This window comes from Cellulomonas sp. KU4C (assembly GCF_056868065.1).
This window is the reverse complement of sequence record NZ_CP200322.1, coordinates 2800280-2819024: the sequence shown is the minus strand read 5'-3', so window position 1 is coordinate 2819024 and position 18745 is coordinate 2800280. Positions and strand designations below refer to the sequence as shown.

The following is an 18745-nucleotide window of genomic DNA, read 5'->3' as shown; positions in this document are numbered from 1 at the left end:
CTGGGCGAACGCCGCCACGGCCGCCGGGTCGCCCTGCACGGCGGGGATCGCGTCCACGGCCGCGGGGATCTCGATGGTCACGGTGCTCACGGCGTCCCCCCGAGCCAGGTCTGGAACCGCTCCTGCGCCTCGATGTCGGTGACCGCGTACGCCGTCGCCGCGCTGCGCAGCTGCTCGCCGATCTCCTCGGCGCGGTCGGCGACGCCACCGAGCGTCGTGCCCCACCCCGAGGTCCAGCGCGCCGCCGCGCCCGAGACAGCCGGCGTGAAGCCGGCCGTCGACGCGTCCGCGACCCGGTCCCGGGCGGTGCGCATCCGCGAGCCCTGGTCGGACCAGTCGTCGGCGGACAGGCCCAGGGTGTACGAGTCGACCAGGTACTCGTCGCTCATCGCGCGTCCTCCCCGCTGATCAGGTCCCGCGCCGTCGCGGTGGCGACCGGCAGCACCCGGCCCGTCACCGCCACCAGCACCGCGTCGTCCAGCCACGCGACCCGGGCCGACCGGTCCTCGCGCGTCGCGTGCAGCAGCACGGTGACGCCCGTGCGGTCCACGGAGCCGGCCCAGCCGTCCGCCCGCAGCCGCGCCGACAGCGCCCGCCCCAGCTCGATGCCGTCCTGCGCGCCGTCGAACGGCAACCGGGCCTCCGCGACCGGGACGACCCGCGTTGAGCTGCCCGCCGTGCGCCACGTGGTCACCGGCTCCTCGGCCCGACCCGCCGCGGCGACGAGAGCCGCGAGCACCGCCGCCACCGCGTCCCGCTCCGCCGCCAGCGCCGCGTCGGTCACCGGCACGGGGGCGAGCGTCGGGTAGGGTGCCGGCCCCTCGGGCGGCAGCACCACCAGGTCGACGTCGGGATGGCGCTCGTGCACCCGGCGCAGCAGCGGTGCCTGCGCGAGGGCCTCCTCGGGATCGGTCACGCGCGACACCCTAGGTGAGAGCACGCGAGCGCGGCACGCCGAGGACGCGCCGGATCACCCTGTGACGACACCCACCGGCCGATCCGGTCATCCGGTCCCGGGACCGACCGACCGGTAGGGATGGCGCCCCGGCCCCCGCCGGTCGCCCTCGCTCGACCACCAGGAGATCCCGTGCCCGACCCCGCCGCGCCCGTCCCGGCCTCGCCCGCGCCCGCCCGCTCGTCCTGGTTCGCCGGGCGGCCGCTCGCCGTGAAGATCGGCGCCGTCGTCGCGGTGCTCACCGTGGTCGCCGCCGGCATGGGGGTGCTGGCGATCGCGAGCGTGCAGCGGCTCGGTGCCGGGCAGCAGGCGCTCTACGAGCAGGACGTCCAGCCGCTCGACCTGCTCGACGACCTCCAGCGCCAGCTGCAGGGCACCCGGGTGCGGGTCAACCTCTACCCGTTCACCCCGGCCGCCGACCGCCCCGCCCTCGCCGCGGAGATCGCCGAGCGGCACACCGCCTACCTCGACCTGGTGGACGACTACGCCGTGCACGCCTCCGACCCGGCGCACGTCACCGACGCCCGGACCCACGCGACCGCGTTCGTCGAGGCGTTCGCCGACGAGCTCGCCCCCGCCGCCGACGCGGGGGCCGACGACACCGCGCTGCGCGCGATCTACGACGACGCCGTCTACCCGGAGGGCGACGCGGCGCTCGAGGCGATCTCCGCCGAGTCCGAGGCCAAGGCCGACGACGCGCGCGTCGAGCTCGAGGCCGGCGCCGCCCTGGTCTCCCGCACCCGGACGCTGCTCGTCGCCGCGCTGCTGGGCGGCGTCGCCGTGGCGTTCGTGCTCGCGGCGCTCATCACCCGGCAGATCGTCCGCACCGTCGCCGCGGTCGGCGCGTCCCTCGACGCGCTCGCCGCGGGCGACCTCACCCGGGTCCCCGACGTGCGGTCCGACGACGAGCTCGGCCGGATGGCCCGCGCGCTCGCGACCGCCCAGGAGTCGCTGCGCGGCACCCTGTCCTCCGTCGCGGGCGTCTCCACCCGGCTCGTCGGCGCGGTCGAGCACATGTCCGGCGCCAGCGGCGCCGTGCTCGCCCGGTCGCAGGACACCTCCGCGCAGGCCGGTGTCGTCGCGGCGGCCGCCGAGCAGGTGTCCCGCAACGTGCAGACCGTCGCCGCCGGCGCCGAGCAGATGGGCGCGTCCATCCGCGAGATCTCGCAGAACGCCGCCCAGGCCGCGAAGGTCGCCGGGCAGGCGACCGACGTCGCCGCGAGCACCAACGAGCAGGTCGCGCGCCTCGGTGTGTCCAGCCAGGAGATCGGCAACGTCGTCAAGGTCATCACGACGATCGCGGCGCAGACCAACCTGCTGGCGCTCAACGCCACCATCGAGGCCGCCCGCGCCGGCGAAGCGGGCAAGGGCTTCGCGGTCGTCGCCGGCGAGGTCAAGGAGCTCGCGCAGGAGACCGCGCGGGCCACGGAGGACATCGCGCGCCGGGTCGAGGCCATCCAGGGCGACACCGGGGACGCCGTCGGGGCCATCGGCGAGATCGCGCACATCATCGCGTCGATCAACGACTACCAGCTCACCATCGCCTCGGCCGTCGAGGAGCAGACCGCGACGACCGCGGAGATGTCCCGGTCCGTCGCCGAGGCCGCCACCGGCTCCGGGGAGATCGCGACGAACATCACCGGCGTCGCGTCCTCCGCCGAGACGTCCACGGGCGTGCTCATCCAGGTCGAGGGCGCGATGCGCGAGCTCGCGGCGATGGCGGCGGACCTCCAGCGCGGGGTCGGGGCCTTCCGGTACTGACCGACGGGCGCGCGGGCGGGCGGGGGTGCGGTCGCGCAGGATGGGTCCGTGACCTCCCCCGCACCGCGCCGCCCGCCCGTCCTGCTGACCGTGCACGCCGTCGTCGTGCTCGCCCTGAGCGTGCTGCTGGTCGTCGTCGCGAGCCGGGAGACGCCCGACGCGAACATCGGCGCGGGGCTCGCCCTGCTCGCCGTGCTGCCGTTCGGCGCGCCCTGGTCGGTGCTCGCGCTGCTCGGCCCGGACACGTGGTCCGGTGCCACCCAGGTGGCGGTCGCCGTCGGCGCCGCCGTGCTCAACGTCGTGCTGCACGCGCTGCTGCGCGCCCACCTCCGCCGGCGCCGCGCGGGCTCGCCCGTCGCTCCCGACGCCGTCGACCGGGCCGCGTCCTGAACCGCCCGCTGCCGCCGCTGCCCCCGCCCCGCGTCGCCGCGCGCCGGACGGCGCAGTTCGTCGCGCGCGCCCCCTGGCTCGCCCGGTCCGTGCGCACCACCACCGCCGCCGTGCTCGCCTGGGGCCTGGTCGGGCTCGTCCCCGGACCGTGGAGCGGGTACCCCTACTACGCGCCGCTCGGGGCCGTCATCGCGACCTCGGTCTCCGTGCGCGGCTCCACCCGGCGCACCTGGCAGGCCGTGCTCGCCATCGCGATCGGCGCGGTCGTCGCCCGGCTCACCGACGCCCTGCCCCTGCCGTCCGCCGCCGGGCTCGCCACCGTCGTCCTCGTCGGCATGCTGATCAGCGGCTGGCGCGCGCTGGGCGAGATGGGCTCCTGGGTGCCGACGTCCGCGCTGTTCGTCCTCGTGATCGGCGACAGCGACCCCGTCGGGTACGTGTCCGCGTACATCGGCCTCACCCTCGTCGGTGCGCTCGTCGGCGTCGGCGTGAACGTCGTCCTGCCCCAGCTGCCGCTCACCCCCGCCGACCGCGCGCTCAGCCGGGTCCGCGAGGGCACCGTCGAGCACCTCACCGCGCTCGCCGCCGCCCTGCGGGACCGCGCCACCGACGTCCCCGCCGACGAGCCGCTGCGCACCGCGCGCTCCCTCGCGGCCGCCGCCGTCTCGGACGCCCAGGAGGCCGCCCTCGCCAACTGGTCCGCCCGCCGCTACCAGACGTGGCGCCGGCGGCAGGACGGCTACGCGCACGCCCTCGACACCGCCGCCGACGTCGCTCTCGAGGCCGACCGCGTCGTCGCCGCCCTGCGCGACCTCGACCCCGACGTCGACGGCGCGTGCGGCACCCCCGGCGCGCTCGCCGGCGCCGACGCCCTCGACGCCGCCGCCGCGATGGCACGCGACATGCGGGACGACGGCACCGCGGACGAGGCCGCCGACCAGCTGCGGGCCGCCCTGGACGCCGTGCAGGAGGCGGTCGCCGAGGACCGCGCCGATGCGGGCGGGACCACCCGACCCGTCGACGGGCTCGTCGTCACCCTGACCCGGCTGCTCGGCGGGCCCGGGGCGCTCGACCACGGGAAGGGCACCGGGCCGTCCTGAGGTGAACGCGGGGCGACGACTCGCCCACGCGACGGTGCCCCGGCTGCGGACCACGCCGACCGCGAGGACGGTGGTCGCCGTGGACGCTGCAACCCTCCTCCTGGTCCTGGTGGTCGTCGTCGCCCTGTCGTTCGACTTCACGAACGGGTTCCACGACACGGCCAACGCGATGGCCACCTCCATCGCCACCCACGCGCTGCCCCCGCGGGCCGCCGTCACGCTCTCCGCCGTGCTCAACCTCGTCGGCGCGTTCCTGTCCGTCGAGGTCGCGCTGACCGTCTCGAACGCCGTCGTCCGCATCCAGGACGACGACGGGGCGCCCCGCCCTGAACTCGTGCAGGACGGCGGGACGGCCCTGCTGCTGATCGTGCTCACGGGTCTGGTCGGGGCGATCGTGTGGAACCTGCTCACCTGGCTGCTGGGCCTGCCGTCCAGCTCCTCGCACGCCCTGTTCGGCGGCCTGATCGGCGCGACGGTCGCGGGCCTCGGCTGGGGCGCCGTGCACTGGACCGGCGAGGGCGGCGAGCCCGACGGGCTGCTCGGGAAGGTCGTCGTCCCGGCAGTGGCGTCGCCGGTCGTGGCGGGCGTGGTCGCCGCGACCGGGACGTGGCTGATCTACCGGATCACCGTCGGTGTCGCCGCGCGCTACACCGACCGCGGGTTCCGGTGGGGGCAGATCGGCTCCGCCTCCCTGGTGTCGCTCGCGCACGGCACCAACGACGCGCAGAAGACGATGGGCGTCATCACGCTGGCGCTGATCGCCTCCGGTCACTGGACCAGCACCACGGCGATCCCGTTCTGGGTCAAGGTGGCGTGCGCGCTGGCGATCGCGCTGGGCACGTACCTGGGCGGCTGGCGCATCATCCGGACCCTCGGCAAGGGGCTGATCGACATCGCGCCGCCGCAGGGCATGGCCGCGGAGACCGCCTCCGCCGCCACCATCCTGGTGTCCAGCCACCTCGGCCTGGCGTTGTCGACGACGCAGGTCACCACGGGCTCCGTGCTCGGTGCGGGCGTCGGCCGGCCCGGTGCGACCGTGCGCTGGCGGGTGGCCGGACGGATGGGCGTCGCGTGGCTCATCACGATGCCCGCCGCGGGCCTGGTCGGCGCGGCCACCTGGGGGCTCGCGCACGTGCTGGGCGGCGGCGTGCTCGGCGCCGTCGCGGTGGTGCTGGTGCTGCTCGCGCTCAGCGGCGCGATGTACGTCCGGTCGCGGCGCGACGCCGTGCACGCGGGCAACGTCAACGACGAGTGGCACGAGCCGGCCCGCGAGCGGCGGCCGGCCGCGACGGGAGGGGTGCGCTGATGCTGGCGACGGAGACGGGGATGCTCGGCCAGGTGCTGCTGGTCTCGCTGGTGCTGGGCGCGGGGCTGCCGACCCTGTTCGCCCTGGGCCTGCGCTCGATGGCGTGGGGCACGGGCGGCGACGCCGAGGAGCACGCCGCGGGGGTGCAGCCACGACCGCACCCGCTCGGCCGCGTCCTGGGGGTGCTGTGCTTCGCGCTGGCCGCCGCCGGCGTGGTGCTCGGCATCACCGTGGTCGTGGCGTCGGGGCTCGGCCACGAGCTTCTCCTCGGCGGCGGGCCGCTGCTCGTCGAGAAGGCGTGAGGGCCGGACGATGACGGAGGCGGGGACGGGCACCTGGCCCGCGCGCGTGCTGCGCTGGCTCCGGGCGGGCTACCCGACGGGCGTGCCGCAGCAGGACTACGTCGTGCTGCTGGGGCTGCTGCGGCGGAGCCTCACGGACGCCGAGGTGCACCAGATCGCCGGTGACCTGGCGGTGCTCGCCAGCCGCGGGGCGCAGATCACCACGGGCGACGTGGAGCGCCTTGTCGGAGAGGCGACGCTCGACGCGGCGTCCGAGGAGGACGTGGCGCGCGTGTCCGCGCACCTGGCGCGCGGCGGGTGGCCGCTGGCCGGGCCGGGAGCCTGACCGACCCGCGTCACGCCGGCGCGAGCTCGCGGACCAGCACCACGCTGTCGTACGTCTTGCCCGGCCAGCGGATGAGATCGCGCTCCGCGAACCCCCAGCGTCGGTAGAGGTCGAGCAGGTCGGCCGCGGGCGCCGCCGTGTCGACGCCGACCGCCGTCACGCCCTCCTCGACCGCGTGCGCCAGGGCAGCCTCGAGGAGCCGGCGGGCGTGCCCCTGCCCGCGGTGCTCCGGGGCCACCGCCATCTGGTTCAGCCAGGCCCGCCCGGGCGCCGCGGCCTCGGCGGTGAGGCCCTGCAGGAACGTCGCCGGCGGCAGGGACAGCGTCAGCGTGGCGACCGGGGCGTCGCCGTCGGCGAGCAGCCAGGTCGGCCCCGCCGCCGCGCGCCACCGGGTCAGCTCGACGTCCTGGGTCGCCGCCGTGAAGTTCAGGCCGCGCTCGGCGAGCCCGGCGTACGACCGGTGCAGCAGGTCCGTCAGCGCCTCGGCGTCGGACGGGGCGTAGGCGCGCAGGTCGAGGGGCACGGGCGCCACGGTACCGACGCGGAGCAGCACGCCGTCCCGAGCGCCGTCCCGAATGCGGTCAGGCCCCCGGGGCCCCGCCGTCGAGCACGAACCGCACCGTGCGCTCCGGCACCGACGCCGCGTCGAGCCGCACCCGCACGTCCGTGCCGAGGGGCAGCGCCGCGCCGGCGAGGCGCCCGCGCACCGGGGGCTCGCGCAGCTGCACGACGCCGCTGTCGCCGTCGTCGCGCACGTCGACGACCACGCCGTCGAACTCCTCGCCGACCCGGTCGCCGAGCAGCGCCGCCTCGACCAGGTCGACGCACCCGCGGTCGTACGCCGAGGCCCGCCGGTCCCCCGCCGCCATCAGCCCGGGCAGGTCGGGCAGGGCCTCGCGCGCCCAGGTCGGGACCTCGGTGCCGGCCGACGCGGCGACGCACACCTCGCCCACGAACCGGTCGACCAGCCGGCGCAGCGGCGCCGTCGTGTGCGCGTAGGGCGCGGCGATCGCGGCGTGCAGCGGCTGCTCCGGGGGCACGCCGTCGAACGCCACGTACGCGGCGCCGCGCAGCAGCGTGGTGGCCTCGGTGAGCAGCGCGGCGTGCGCGGGGACCGCCGCATCGAGCCCCCGGACGACCGCGGCGTGGTCGGCGCCCTCCGGCCAGGGCACACCCAGCGCCCGCGCGGTGGACCGCAGGCGCTCGACGTCGCGCGGGTCGGCGGGCGGCAGCGTGCGCAGGACGCCGACCCCCGCGTCGAGCATGATCCGCGCGGCGCAGGTGCCCGTGAGCAACGAGATCTGGGCGTTCCACTCCTCGACCGGCAGGGTGGCGCGGCTGGTGAGCGTCCACCGACCACGCGCGTCGACCTCGACGACCTGCTCGGGCGTGGGGAGCGTGAGCCCGCCCCGGGCGACCTCGGCGGCCTGCCGGAGCCGCCCGACCGCCCGCAGCAGCACGAGCACGTCGTCGGCGGTGCCGTCGTCGAGCGCCCGCTGCGCGCCCTCGTAGGTGAGCTGCGCGCGGCTGCGGACGGTGGCGCGCACGACGCGGACGTCGGTGGGCGCGCCGTCGGCGTCGAGGTCGACCTCCCAGACCAGGGCGGGCGCGTCCTGGCCCGGCAGCAGGCTGGCGGCGCCCTCGGACAGCCGCGGCGGGTGCAGGGGCGTCCGGCCGTCGGGCGCGTACAGGGTGACGACCCGGCGGCGCGCCTCGGCGTCGACCGCCCCGCCCGGGCGCACCCAGGCGGCGACGTCGGCGATGGCGTACCGCACGCGGTAGCCGGCGCCGCGGCGCTCCAGGTGCACGGCCTGGTCGAGGTCGCGGGAGCCCTCGGGGTCGATCGTCACGAACGGGACGTCGGTGGCGTCCACGCGCTCGGCCGCACCCGCGGGCCCAGGTGCCGGACCGGCGGCGAGCACGGCGTCGACCTCCGCCAGCACCTCGGCCGGGAACGCCGCCGGGACGTCGAGCTCGGAACGCAGGGCGTCGAGTCCCGCGCGGACCGCGGCATCGACCCGGCGGGCGTCGTCGGCGGCGGTGGGTGCGGGGCGGAGGCGGACGTGACGTCGGGGCACGCGGCGAGCCTAGGGCGGGACGCGGGCGGGCGCCGGGTGGGCTCAGCCTGGACCGGTGCCGGGCGGCATGGGCGAGGCCGGTCCCGGGTCGACGGCGCCGTGACCCGTGCCCGGCTCGCGCAGACCAAGCGCGCCGAGCATCTCCGGGACCCGTACCGCGAGCGCAGCCCACATGACGTCGTCGTTGACCTTGTCGTAGTGATGCGCGACGAGGTTCCGCATCCGCGAGATCGCGACCCAGGGGACGTCCTCGTGCTCTGCCTTGAACCTCTCGGGCAGCTTCTCGACCACGGTCGCGACCTTGATCAGGACCCGTTCCCCGGCGTTGCGAAGCAACGTGCCCTCGGGACCCTGGGCGAGGTACGCGTCACGCCCGCGCCCCACCACGTACCGCGCCTCCGCGCCGAACGCACGCAGGTCACCGAGGCGACGCGCGACCCGGTCGTCCTCGGTCACAGGGCGACCGCCTCGCTGCGGGCCCGGTCCGCGACAGGTCCGGTCGAGCCGGCAGACACGACGTCCACCGGCACGGTGAGCAGCTCCTCGAGCTCCGCCTGCAGCGCGAGCAGGTCGACGATGTCGCGCCCGTCGGCGAACGCGACCATGAGGTCGAGGTCGGAGCCCGGCGCATCCGTCCCGTGTGCCACCGAGCCGAAGACCACCGCGTCGCGGCCGCCGTGGCGTCGAACCGCAGCGGCGACCTCGGCTCGTCGGCGGTCCAGCGCCACGGACGGCCGGAGCGGGAGCACGGCCAGCAGGGCGGCCGCCGACGTCGAGGTCGCCTGCCTCCGGCCTGACTCGATCGCCGAGATGAGCGGCTGCGCGACCCCCGACGCCTCGGCGAGCGCGCGCTGCGAGAGGCCCAGCATCGACCGCCGCGCACGCACCAGGTCACCGATCGGCCGCTCCGTCATACCGACACGATAACAACGGCGTGATCGCGCGTCACCGCCCCGGGGCCGCGACCGCGCCGAGTCCCTGGAGCTCCAGCACCGCGGACCGGATCGCCGCCGCCGGCACCGCGCCGGCGTCCGCGAGCGCCGCCGCCACGACGGGCGGGACGTCGGGGTCGGAGCACAGCACGACCGGGGCGTCGGCGGCCGAGGTGGGCAGCCGCCCGTGGGTGCCCGCGACCCGCGCCGGGTCGAGCGGCGTCGTCGACATCGCGTACCGCAGCCCGAGCTTCTTCTTCACCAGGTTGAGCCCGGCGCGGGCCTTGGCGGCACCGTCGGCGAAGAACAGCTCGGCCGGGTCGTAGCCGGGCTTGCGGTGGATGTCGACGCCGCGCGCGTAGTCCGGGGCCCGGTCGTCGTCGAGCCAGAAGGAGTAGGTGAACCAGGCGCCGGGTTCGGCGACCACGACGAGCTCGCCGGAGCGGTCGTGGTCGAGCCCGTACCGGGCCTGGGCGGCGCGGTCGAGCACCTCGTCGACGCCCGGGACGCCGCGGAGCAGGGCGGCGACCCGCGGGACGTCGTCGGGGTCGGCGACGTAGACGTGCGCGACCTGGTGGTCGGCGACGGCGAACGCGCGGGAGGTCCAGGGGTCGAGCTGCTCGCCGTTCGCCTGGGTGTAGACGTGCAGCAGCCCCTCCTCGCGGAGCAGCCGGTTGAGGTGCACCGGGCGGGAGGCGGCCTCGATGCCGTACTCCGACACGGCGAGCACGGTGACGCCACGGGCCTCGGCGTCGTCGAGCAGCGGCGTGAGCGCCCGGTCGAGGGCGGCGGCCGCGGCGTCGGCGCGCGGGTCGAGCGGGCCGAACCGCTGCAGGTCGTAGTCGAGGTGCGGGACGTAGGCCATCGTCAGGTCGGTGGGCCGGGTCGCCATGAGGTGCCGGGTGGCGGCCACGATCCACTCCGTCGACGCGATCGACGCCGTGGGCCCCCAGTACTGGAACAGGGGAAACGCCCCGAGCCGGTCGACGAGCTCGTCGTGCAGGGCCGGCGGGCGCACGTAGGCGTCCGGCGACTTGCGTCCGTCCGCGTGGTAGACGGGCCGCGGGGTCACGGTGACGTCCGTGGACATGCCCATCGCGTACCACCAGCAGACGTTGGCGGCGGTGTACGTCGGATCGGCCCGGCGGGCGGTCTCCCAGACCTTCTCCCCCGCGACCAGGCGGTTGTGCTGCCGCCACAGGTGCACCTCGCCGAGCTCGCGGAAGTACCAGCCGTTGCCGACGACGCCGTGCCCTGACGGCGCGAGCCCGGTGAGCATCGTCGACTGCACGGAGCAGGTCACGGCGGGCAGGACGGTGCGCAGGCCCGCACGCCAGCCGCCGTCGGCCAGGCGGGCCAGCCGCGGCATGTGCGCGAGGGCGCGCGGGGTGAGCCCGACGACGTCGAGCAGGAGCAGGGGCCTCATGCGGTCCTCCGGACGGTCGGGGGGTGGAGGTCGTCGTCGCTGTCGTCCTCGGCTCCCCACCACGAGGCGAGGTCGAGGTGGTCGGCCGCCCACCGGACCTCGGCGGCGATGCCGGCCACGAGGTCGTCGGCGGCGCGGGCCGCGAGGTCGTCGGGCAGCACGGCCCAGGTGTAGGTCTCGACGTCCAGGTGCGCGGCGTCGCCGTGCGGCCCGCGCAGGACGGCGGTGACGGCGTCGCGCAGCACGTCGGTGGTGGCGGACAGCGGCGCCGCCGGGCGGGCGTGCAGCGGGACGTGCACGTGCACCCGCCACGGACCGGCGCCCGGCAGCCCGGTGCGGGCGTCGAGGGCGTCGGGCAGGTCGTCCGCCGGGTGGACGGTCCCCCCGCTGCGCTCGCGCACCTGGTGCAGGTACCGCGGCTCGGCGAACCGGGCCACGGCGGCGCGCGCGACCGGGTCGGCGGGGTCGTCGACGTGCAGCGCCGCGGACGCCTGCACCTTCACCACCCGCAGGCCCGCCTGCCGGATGCGGCGGACGGCAGCCACGGGGTCGGCGAACGACACCGCCAGGTGGCAGGTGTCCAGGCAGACGCCGACGTGCTCGGGGTCGATCTGGCCCGCGCCCGTGCCGAGCCGGGGCTCGAGCCAGCCGACCACGTCGGCGACGGTGTCGAGGACGCAGCCGGGCTCGGGCTCGACGGCCAGCCGCACGGTGCGGCCCGTGCGCGCGGCCAGGTCGCGCAGGCCCGCCGACACCGACGCCAGCGCCGCCGTCGCGGCCGCGTCGTCCGTGGCGGTCCACGGCTCGCGCCAGGCGAGCGGCAGGGTCGAGATGGACCCGTCGACGCCGTCGGGCAGCAGGTCGGCGAGCACCTCGGCGCACGCGAGCGTGTAGGCGGCGCGCGCGGGGTCCGCCCAGGTCGGCGAGTACACCGCGTGCTTCACGACCTCCGCGTGGAAGCCGCCGTACGGGAACGCGTTGAGCGTGTGGACGGTCAGCCGGTGCGCCGCCAGCGCGGTGCGCAGCCGGTCCCGGTCGGCGGGGCTCGCGGCGAGCCGGTGCGCGAGGTCCGCGGGCAGCCACAGGCCGACGCCGAGCGTGTCCAGCCCGGCGGCCTGCCGCACGGGTCCGGCGTACCGGTCGAGCTGGTCGAGCACGCCGTCGAGGTCCTCGGCGGGGTGGACGTTGGTGCAGTAGGACAGCGGCATGGTCATGCGCGCACCCCGCGCAGCACGGACGAGCCCTCGAACGTCGCCGGGGCGGGCGGTGCCTGCGCCACGAAGCCGGGGACGGGGTCGAGCACCAGGTTGCCGGACTGGCCGTAGAACTCCACCGGGTTCCGCCAGAGCACCCGGTCGACGTCGTCCTCGGTGAAGCCCTGCTCGAGCATCGTCACGCCGGTCCGCCAGGTCTTCAGCGGCTCGGACCGGCCCCAGTCGGCCGCGGAGTTCACCAGCACCCGCTCGGTGCCGTACTCGCGCAGGATCGCCACCATGCGGTGCTCGTCCATCTTCGTGTCCGGGTAGATCGAGAACCCGGCCCACGCACCCGCGTCCCGGACGGCGGCGACCGTCGTCTCGTTGAGGTGGTCGACGAGCACGTGCTCCGGGGGCAGGCCCGACTCCCGGACGACGTCGAGGGTCCGGCGGGTGCCGGCCTGCTTGTCCCGGTGCGGGGTGTGCACGAGCACCGGGAGCCCGGCGTCCCGCGCCATCGCGAGCTGCCGCGTGAACGCCTCGTCCTCGGCCGGGGTCATGGCGTCGTAGCCGACCTCCCCGACCGCCACGACGCCCTCCTTCGCCAGGTACCGCGGGACCACGTCGAGCACCTCGGCGCACCGCGGGTCGTTCGCCTCCTTCGGGTTCAGGGCGATCGTCGCGTGGTGCCGGATCCCGAACTGCGCCGCCCGGAACCGCTCCCAGCCGAGCAGGGCGTCGAAGTAGTCGACGAACGAGCCGACACCGGTGCGCGGCTGCCCGAGCCAGAACGCCGGCTCGACGACGGCGCGCACGCCCGCGGCGTACATGGCCTCGTAGTCGTCGGTGGTGCGGCTGGTCATGTGGATGTGCGGGTCGAGGATGCGCATCAGGACTCCAGGGGGTGGGCGGTGGTCGAGGGGGCGGCGCCGATCCGCGCGAGGTCGGCGGGGACGGCCCGGCCGGCGGCGCGGCGTTCGGCGGCGAGGTCGGTGGCCATGCGCGCGAGCTCGGCGTCGGCGCGCTCGGTGAGGGCGGCGACGGCGTCGAGGCTGGTCTGCTGGAACACGAGCTTGATGACGGCGTGCCGCCAGGCGTGCTGGTCGAGGTGGGCGGCGGCGAACGGTCCGACGGCCGCGGCGACGAGGGCGGTGTCGTTGGCGCGCAGGGCGTCGGCGGCGAGCGCGCGCCCGGCGGCGACGACGGGGCCGGGGACGGCGTCGGTGGTGCTGGTGAGGGCGTCGAGCCCGCGCAGGAGCCCGCGCCGCTCGGTCGCGTCGCCGTCCTGGTAGAGCGTCACGAGCGCGTCGGCGAGGGCCGGCGGGTCGTCGGCGAGGGCGTGGGCGACGGCGAGCACCAGCGCGGCGCGGGCGGCGTCGTCCTGGGTGCCGTGCACGGTCCCGGCCGGGTCCTCGTCGGGCCGCAGCGCCGCGCGCCCGACGCGGCGTCCGGCGAGCGGGAGCAGCCGACCGGCGGCGCCCGGGTCGTGGCGCACCTCGGCAACGGCGTCGGCGAGCCAGCCGGTCGGTGGTGCGGTCGCGGCGGCCACCACGGCGGGCGGGCCGGACGCGCCGGCGCCGGGTCGGGGGCCGGCGCCGGGTCGGGGGCCGGCGCCGGGTCGGGGGGTGCGGGGTGCGGACGACGTCGTCGGCGTCACGGTGACCTCCGGGTTCAGGGGGTGGGGACGGGGTCCGGGGTGGGGACGGGTTCGGCCCGGTCGGGCCGGTCGGCCCGGTCGGACCAGGCGCGGTGGAGCGCGGTGCGGGCGGCGCGGACCTGGCGGGGCGCGTCCCAGGAGTGCCGGGGCAGCTCGACGCCGACGATCCCGGTGTAGCCCGGCAGGGCCGCGAGCGCGTCGAGTGCTGCCGGCAGGTCGAGGTCGCCCTCGCCGAACGGCAGGTGCTCGTGGTGCGTGCTCGGCATGTCGTCGATCTGGACGTGGGCGAGGTGGGGTCCGGCGGCGGCGAGGGCGCCGATCACGCCGCCGGGCTCGACGACGAGGCAGTGCCCGATGTCGACGGTGAGCCCGAGCGCGGTGGGCGCGCCGAGGTCGGCGTGCAGGCGCAAGGCGTCCTGGACGGTCTCGACGAGCATGCCGGGCTCGGGCTCCAGCGCGAGGCGCACGCCGTGGTCGGCGGCGTGGGCGACGAGCGCGGGCAGCCGGTCGCGCAGGCGGTCTGCTCCGGTGGCGTGCGTGGTGCCGGGTTCGAGGACGCCGGAGAACAGCTGGACGGTGTCGGCGCCGAGGGCCGCGGCGACCTCGACGGCGCGCCGCAGGTAGCGGATCCGGGGGCCGGCGTCGGCGTCGACGAGGGCGGGTGCGTGCTTGCGGCGGGGGTCGAGGAGGTAGCGGGTGCCGGTCTCGACGGCGACGCGCATCCCGCGGCCGTCGTGGGCACGGGCGAGCCGGTGGCGCAGGGCGGCGAGCTCGGCGGGCGTGGCGCCGGGGCCGAGGTGCGGGAACCCGAGGGTGAGGGCGACGGCGTCGTACCCCTCGTGCTCGAGGAGGTCGAGGGCGGCGGGCAGGGGGTGGTCGCCGAGCCCGTTGGTCCCGTACCCGAGGGCGAACGGGAGCGCGGGGTGCCTCATGTCTCGCTCACCGCCCGGTGCCCGGCGGCGCGACGGAGCAGGGTCCCGGTGAGGGCGACCGCGCCGAGGGCGACGGCGGCCCGCGGGTGACCCGCGCGGGCGGCGACGGCGGCCTGGAGCGGCACCATCGCCCGGATCCCCGCGCCGGTGGCGGCGCGGGCGCGGCCTGCGACGGGCTCGCGCGCGGCGGCCACCTGGGCGGGGAGGGTCGCGGCGAGGTACGCCGTGAGCGCGAGCCCGGTGGCGACCACCGCGCCGGCGGGCGCCGCCCCGCGGGACGCCCCGACCAACCCGCTCACCGCGACAGTCCCGGCGGCGACCGCGGCGGCGACGGCCCGGCTGGTCCCGTGCACCTCGCCGCGGGACAGCGCGGTGACCCCGGCGGTGTGCGCGGCCAGGGCCGCGGCGGCGGGCGCGGCGGCGCGCAGGTGCCCGACGCCGGCGCCGAGCAGGACGTCGAGCCCGCGGCACGCCGCCATCGCCGCGGGCCCGGCGGGGGTGTCCTTGAGGCGCGCGTCGTAGAGCCAGATGCTCGCGGCGAGCGGCACCGCGACGGCCAGCGCCCGGTGCCCGCCCCCGGCGGCGGCGAGCGCGAGGCCGGTGGCGCCGAGGGTCCCGGCGACCGCGAGGGCGCGCCCGGCGCTGATCCGCCCGGACGGGACGGGGCGCTCGGGTCGCTCGACGGCGTCCAGGTCCCGGTCGGCCCAGTCGTTGAGCGCCATCCCCCCGGCGTAGAGGCACGCGGACGCGGCGGGCAGGAGCGCACGCCGGGCGGTGGCGGGGTGCCCGGCCCGGGCGGCACCGGCGACGGTGTCCCCGAGCACGGTCAGGACGGCGGGGGCGCGGACGAGCTCGAGGTGGTCGCGCAGCCGGGCCCGCGCCCCGTCGGCCGTCGTCACGCCGCCCCGAGCCGGACGGCCCACCGCACGAGCTGGTCGGCCTGGTCGGCGGCCGCGTGCCGGTCGGAGCCCCAGGGGTCCTTGAAGAAGTACCCGAGCTCGGGCACGACCCCGGCGACCCCGGCGGCGTGCGCGAGGGCGAGCAGCCGCGCGAGGTCGAGGACCATCGGCGCGGCGAGCATCGAGTCGTGCGCGCTCCACGTCGTCTGGAGGGTGATCCGCGAGCCGAGGAACCCGCGGGCGTGCACGTGGTCCCAGGCGACCTTGATGTCCCCGAGGTCGGGGACGTGGTCGATGTGCAGGGGCGTGACCTCGGACCCGGTGAGGTCGCGCAGCCCGCGGGTCTTGGACGCGAGCTTGGACCGCACGGCCTCGGGGTCGGCGAGGGTGGCGCCGTCGCCGCCGCCGAGCAGGTTGGTGCCGGCCCACGACAGCACCCGCAGCCCGCGGTCGGTGAACGCCGGGGCGAGGACGGTCCGCAGCCACGTCTGCCCGGTCTTGCCGTCCTGCCCGGCGACGGGCACGCCCCGGTCGCGGGCGAGCGCCTGGAGCGCGGGCAGCCCCATCCCGGCCGACGGCGTGAAGCCCGCGTAGGGGGCACCGGCGAGCAGGGCGGCCCAGGCGGTGACCGCGGACGGCGGGAGCACGACCCGGTCGGATTCCTCGAGCGCGGCGAGCAGGGCGTCGGGGTCGTCGTGCTCGGGCACGTGCTCGGCGATCGGCTCCGTCGACGACACGTCGACGACGACGACCCGCGCGAGGTCGTGCCGGTCGGCGAACCCGGTGATGTCGGCGGCGAGCCGGCGGGCGACGTCCGCCTGGGACTCGCCGGGGGCGAGCAGCCCGCGGTGCCCGGGGCGGATCTCGGCGTCCGCGGCGTCGAGGGTGTGCGCGGTGGCGGCGAGCAGCGGGGCGGGGACCATCCCGGCGTCGACGAGCGCCTCGGCGTGCTTGGTCAGGGACACGTCGGACACGTCGTGGCCGCCGACCACCAGGTCGTCCCAGGCGGGCAGCCCGAGCCCGGCGAACGGCGGCGCCGCGGTCACGCAGCCCTCGGCGGTCGCGTGCCCCTGGGCGAGCGCGGCGAGCCCGAGCGCGGCGGTCGTGCCGACGGACCCCCGGGCGCCGACGAGCCACAGGCCGGTGCGGTGGCCGGTCACGCGTCCCCCTTCGTGCTGAACGCGGCGTCGAACGCGGCGTCGGGGGCGTCGAACGCGAGCCGCCGGACGAACGCGAGCGCCTCGGGCGCGCCGACGAGGCGGTCCATCCCGGCGTCCTCCCACTCGACGGAGATCGGCCCGGTGTACCCGATGGTGTTGAGCGTGCGGAACGCGTCCTCCCAGGGCACGTCGCCGTGGCCGGTGGAGATGAAGTCCCAGCCGCGGCGGGGGTCCGCCCACGCGAGGTGCGACCCGAGCCGGCCGTTGCGGCCGTTGGCCATCCGCTTCTTCGTGTCCTTGCAGTCGACGTGGTAGATCCGGTCCCGGAAGTCCCAGAGGAACCCGACGGGGTCGAGGTCCTGCCAGACCATGTGGCTGGGGTCCCAGTTGAGCCCGAACGCCTCGCGGTGGCCGATCGCCTCGAGGGTGCGCACGGTCGTCCAGTAGTCGTAGGCGATCTCGCTGGGGTGCACCTCGTGGGCGAACCGCACGCCCACCTCGTCGAACACGTCGAGGATCGGGTTCCACCGGTCGGCGAAGTCCTGGTACCCCGCGTCGATCGCCGCCGCGGACACGGGCGGGAACATCGCGACGTACTTCCAGATCGACGACCCGGTGAACCCGACGACGGTGTCGACGCCGAGCCTCGCGGCGAGCCGGGCCGTGTGCTGCATCTCCTGGGCGGCGCGCTGCCGGACGCCCTCGGGGTCGCCGTCGCCCCACACGACGTCGGGGAGGATGTCGCGGTGCCGCTGGTCGATCGGGTCGTCGCAGACGGCCTGGCCCTTGAGGTGGTTGGAGATCGCCCAGACCTTCAGGCCGTGCCGCTCGAGGATGTCGAGGCGGCTCTGCACGTAGGCGTCGTCGTCCCAGCGCCAGGGGTCGAGGTGGTCGCCCCAGCAGGCGATCTCGAGGCCGTCGTAGCCCCAGCCGGCGGCGAGCCGGGCGACCTCCTCGAACGGCAGGTCGGCCCACTGGCCGGTGAACAGGGTGATCGGGCGTGCCATGTCGGTCTCCTCGTCGAGAACGGTGGGGGGGTGTGCTCCCCGCACGTCGATGATGCGGGGTCGGTCGGCGGGCGGGCGGGCGCTCAGGTCACGTCGTCGCCCCCCGGGCGGCCAGCGCGGCGGCGACCGCGTCGTCGAGCTCGCGCTGCCGGCGGGCCGTGCGCCGCCGGCGCGCGCGGACCCGCAGCACCACGAGGGCGACGAGCAGGGCGAGGACGGCGAGCGCGACCCACGGCACCGCCCAGTCGGCGCCGCTGGCGACGACGCCGGGCACCCCCGGGGCGGCGGCCGCGTCGTCGGTGGCGCCCGGCAGGGCCACGACGGTGCCGCCGAGGGCGACGCTGGCGGTCGCCCGGACGAGGGGCCAGACGCCGTCGACGACGACGCTGCGCTCGACGGACGCACCGGGGATCAGCTCGGGCACGTCGACGGCCGCGGCGCGCACCCCGCCGAGGCCGAGCAGGCCGGCGACCCGGACCTCCTCGGCGGGGGCGATGCGCGCGTTGCCGGTGTTGGTGACGGTGAACGTGACGGTGGCGCTGCCGGGGGCGACGGGGTTCGCGCCGGCGCGGTAGTCGACGTCGACGCCCGACACGAGCAGCGCGGGGGCGAGGTCGCCGCCGACGCGCACGTGCATGCGCGAGCCGAGCCGGCGGTCGACGCTGACGCCGGCGGCGTTCTCGACCAGCAGCGTGGACACGACGCCCGCGGCGTAGTCGCCGGGCTGGGCGTCCGCGGGCACGGTGAGCGTGAACGGCACCTCGACGCTCGCCCCGGGCTCGACGACGACCTGCGGGCTGGCGACGTCGACCCACGCCCCGAGGGCGGTGGACTGCTCCCCCGCCTCCAGCAGGTCGAGGGTGCCGTCCGGGGTGAGGAAGCCGTCCGCGGCGTACACGTCGAGCGCGAGGGGGGCGTCGCCCTTGTTGGTCAGGACGATCGCGTCGGTGAGGGTGCCGCCGGGCGGCAGCGAGTAGGCGAAGTTCGGGCGCTCGGCGCCGTGCACGGTGTCGGCCGGGCGCACGCCCCAGGAGACCTGGGTGGCGGCCGCGGCGGGCGGCGGCTCGACGGCGGCGGGCGCGACGGCACCAGCAGCGGCGGGCGCGGCAGCAGCAGCAGCGGCGGCCGGCGCCGCGCCCAGCGCGAGGGCGGCCAGCACGGCGAGGACGGCGGGGACGCGGGACGTCGGGGTCACGACGGGACACCTCTCGTGCGGGGCGGAGCAGGGGTGGGGCGGGGTCGTCCGGGGGGTCGTCCGGGGCGGGGCTGTGCCTGGGGTGACGCGGGTGGTGCCCCACCCCCGCGCGCCGGGACGAGGA

21 protein-coding genes are annotated in these 18745 nt (G+C 77.1%); 6 read left to right on the top strand and 15 right to left on the bottom strand.

The genetic code is table 11. The features are described from left to right. Positions 1-86: 86 nt before the first annotated feature. Positions 87-389: a hypothetical protein gene (locus AC1VL8_RS13290; protein WP_389228368.1), complete on the bottom strand. Its 303-nt coding sequence runs from the start codon at positions 387-389 to the stop codon at positions 87-89. Beyond that, entirely contained in the window at positions 386-916 is a 531-nt protein-coding gene (locus tag AC1VL8_RS13285; protein ID WP_483075485.1) for a hypothetical protein, read from the bottom strand. Before AC1VL8_RS13285 ends, AC1VL8_RS13290 begins: the two co-directional genes overlap by 4 nt. 171 nt (positions 917-1087) lie before the next feature. On the opposite strand from AC1VL8_RS13285, the gene AC1VL8_RS13280 reads away from it, so the two are divergent. The 6 genes from AC1VL8_RS13280 to AC1VL8_RS13255 all read left to right on the top strand — a co-directional run bounded on the left by AC1VL8_RS13280 (position 1088) and on the right by AC1VL8_RS13255 (position 6139). Further along, positions 1088-2716 carry a methyl-accepting chemotaxis protein gene (locus AC1VL8_RS13280; protein WP_483075484.1) on the top strand — a complete coding sequence of 543 codons (1629 nt, stop codon included), beginning with the start codon at positions 1088-1090 and terminating at the stop codon, positions 2714-2716. Between the two features lie 48 nt (positions 2717-2764). Continuing rightward, a complete protein-coding gene (locus tag AC1VL8_RS13275) occupies positions 2765-3106 on the top strand; it encodes a hypothetical protein (protein ID WP_483075483.1) in 342 nt (113 codons plus the stop codon). Between the two features lie 89 nt (positions 3107-3195). Further along, positions 3196-4206 (top strand): aromatic acid exporter family protein, encoded by a 1011-nt coding sequence (locus tag AC1VL8_RS13270; protein ID WP_483075482.1) that lies wholly within the window; start codon positions 3196-3198, stop codon positions 4204-4206. A 79-nt stretch (positions 4207-4285) separates the two neighbouring features. Continuing rightward, on the top strand, positions 4286-5512 hold the full coding sequence (locus AC1VL8_RS13265) for an inorganic phosphate transporter (protein ID WP_483075481.1): 1227 nt from the start codon (positions 4286-4288) through the stop codon (positions 5510-5512). Further along, positions 5512-5814, top strand: coding sequence for a hypothetical protein (locus AC1VL8_RS13260; protein ID WP_483075480.1), 303 nt, complete (start codon positions 5512-5514; stop codon positions 5812-5814). Before AC1VL8_RS13265 ends, AC1VL8_RS13260 begins: the two co-directional genes overlap by 1 nt. Before the next feature lie 10 nt (positions 5815-5824). Further along, on the top strand, positions 5825-6139 hold the full coding sequence (locus AC1VL8_RS13255; RefSeq protein WP_483075479.1) for a DUF3349 domain-containing protein: 315 nt from the start codon (positions 5825-5827) through the stop codon (positions 6137-6139). A gap of 10 nt (positions 6140-6149) precedes the next feature. Here AC1VL8_RS13255 and AC1VL8_RS13250 read toward each other — a convergent pair whose 3' ends face one another. The 13 genes from AC1VL8_RS13250 to AC1VL8_RS13190 form a co-directional block, all read right to left on the bottom strand. After that, on the bottom strand, positions 6150-6662 hold the full coding sequence (locus AC1VL8_RS13250; protein ID WP_389228349.1) for a GNAT family N-acetyltransferase: 513 nt from the start codon (positions 6660-6662) through the stop codon (positions 6150-6152). Between the two features lie 58 nt (positions 6663-6720). Next, positions 6721-8217 (bottom strand): RNB domain-containing ribonuclease, encoded by a 1497-nt coding sequence (locus AC1VL8_RS13245; RefSeq protein ID WP_483075478.1) that lies wholly within the window; start codon positions 8215-8217, stop codon positions 6721-6723. A gap of 42 nt (positions 8218-8259) precedes the next feature. Continuing rightward, positions 8260-8673 carry a HepT-like ribonuclease domain-containing protein gene (locus AC1VL8_RS13240; protein ID WP_483075477.1) on the bottom strand — a complete coding sequence of 138 codons (414 nt, stop codon included), beginning with the start codon at positions 8671-8673 and terminating at the stop codon, positions 8260-8262. Continuing rightward, entirely contained in the window at positions 8670-9131 is a 462-nt protein-coding gene (locus AC1VL8_RS13235) for a helix-turn-helix domain-containing protein (RefSeq protein WP_483075476.1), read from the bottom strand. Before AC1VL8_RS13235 ends, AC1VL8_RS13240 begins: the two co-directional genes overlap by 4 nt. 31 nt (positions 9132-9162) lie before the next feature. Then, the gene (locus AC1VL8_RS13230; protein WP_483075475.1) at positions 9163-10575 is read right to left on the bottom strand and encodes an alkaline phosphatase family protein; all 1413 of its coding nucleotides are present in this window, start codon (positions 10573-10575) and stop codon (positions 9163-9165) included. Continuing rightward, positions 10572-11789 (bottom strand): metabolite traffic protein EboE, encoded by a 1218-nt coding sequence (gene eboE / locus AC1VL8_RS13225; RefSeq protein WP_389228340.1) that lies wholly within the window; start codon positions 11787-11789, stop codon positions 10572-10574. Before eboE ends, AC1VL8_RS13230 begins: the two co-directional genes overlap by 4 nt. Continuing rightward, entirely contained in the window at positions 11786-12661 is an 876-nt protein-coding gene (locus tag AC1VL8_RS13220) for a TatD family hydrolase (RefSeq protein ID WP_483075474.1), read from the bottom strand. The genes eboE and AC1VL8_RS13220 overlap by 4 nt, the downstream gene beginning before the upstream one ends. Beyond that, complete coding sequence (locus tag AC1VL8_RS13215) at positions 12661-13428, bottom strand: EboA domain-containing protein (RefSeq protein WP_483075473.1); 768 nt, start codon at positions 13426-13428, stop codon at positions 12661-12663. The genes AC1VL8_RS13220 and AC1VL8_RS13215 overlap by 1 nt, the downstream gene beginning before the upstream one ends. Positions 13429-13442: 14 nt before the next feature. After that, the gene (locus AC1VL8_RS13210; protein WP_483075472.1) at positions 13443-14360 is read right to left on the bottom strand and encodes a sugar phosphate isomerase/epimerase family protein; all 918 of its coding nucleotides are present in this window, start codon (positions 14358-14360) and stop codon (positions 13443-13445) included. Further along, a complete protein-coding gene (locus AC1VL8_RS13205; RefSeq protein WP_483075471.1) occupies positions 14357-15259 on the bottom strand; it encodes an SCO3242 family prenyltransferase in 903 nt (300 codons plus the stop codon). Before AC1VL8_RS13205 ends, AC1VL8_RS13210 begins: the two co-directional genes overlap by 4 nt. Next, complete coding sequence (locus AC1VL8_RS13200; RefSeq protein ID WP_483075470.1) at positions 15256-16419, bottom strand: inositol-3-phosphate synthase; 1164 nt, start codon at positions 16417-16419, stop codon at positions 15256-15258. Before AC1VL8_RS13200 ends, AC1VL8_RS13205 begins: the two co-directional genes overlap by 4 nt. Next, positions 16416-17426, bottom strand: coding sequence for a sugar phosphate isomerase/epimerase family protein (locus AC1VL8_RS13195; RefSeq protein WP_483075469.1), 1011 nt, complete (start codon positions 17424-17426; stop codon positions 16416-16418). Before AC1VL8_RS13195 ends, AC1VL8_RS13200 begins: the two co-directional genes overlap by 4 nt. Before the next feature lie 88 nt (positions 17427-17514). Next, positions 17515-18621: a WxL protein peptidoglycan domain-containing protein gene (locus AC1VL8_RS13190; RefSeq protein ID WP_483075468.1), complete on the bottom strand. Its 1107-nt coding sequence runs from the start codon at positions 18619-18621 to the stop codon at positions 17515-17517. Between the last annotated feature and the right edge of the window lie 124 nt (positions 18622-18745).

Bases quoted from the DNA above. Each gene is read 5' to 3' on its own strand.
- AC1VL8_RS13195 (WP_483075469.1), bottom strand. From the start codon at position 17,426: ATGGCACGCCCGATCACCCTGTTCACCGGCCAGTGGGCCGACCTGCCG.
- AC1VL8_RS13260 (WP_483075480.1), top strand. From the start codon at position 5,512: ATGCTGGCGACGGAGACGGGGATGCTCGGCCAGGTGCTGCTGGTCTCG.
- AC1VL8_RS13210 (WP_483075472.1), bottom strand. From the start codon at position 14,360: ATGAGGCACCCCGCGCTCCCGTTCGCCCTCGGGTACGGGACCAACGGG.
- AC1VL8_RS13220 (WP_483075474.1), bottom strand. From the start codon at position 12,661: ATGCGCATCCTCGACCCGCACATCCACATGACCAGCCGCACCACCGAC.
- AC1VL8_RS13235 (WP_483075476.1), bottom strand. From the start codon at position 9,131: ATGACGGAGCGGCCGATCGGTGACCTGGTGCGTGCGCGGCGGTCGATG.
- AC1VL8_RS13255 (WP_483075479.1), top strand. From the start codon at position 5,825: ATGACGGAGGCGGGGACGGGCACCTGGCCCGCGCGCGTGCTGCGCTGG.
- eboE (WP_389228340.1), bottom strand. From the start codon at position 11,789: ATGACCATGCCGCTGTCCTACTGCACCAACGTCCACCCCGCCGAGGAC.
- AC1VL8_RS13290 (WP_389228368.1), bottom strand. From the start codon at position 389: ATGAGCGACGAGTACCTGGTCGACTCGTACACCCTGGGCCTGTCCGCC.
- AC1VL8_RS13230 (WP_483075475.1), bottom strand. From the start codon at position 10,575: ATGAGGCCCCTGCTCCTGCTCGACGTCGTCGGGCTCACCCCGCGCGCC.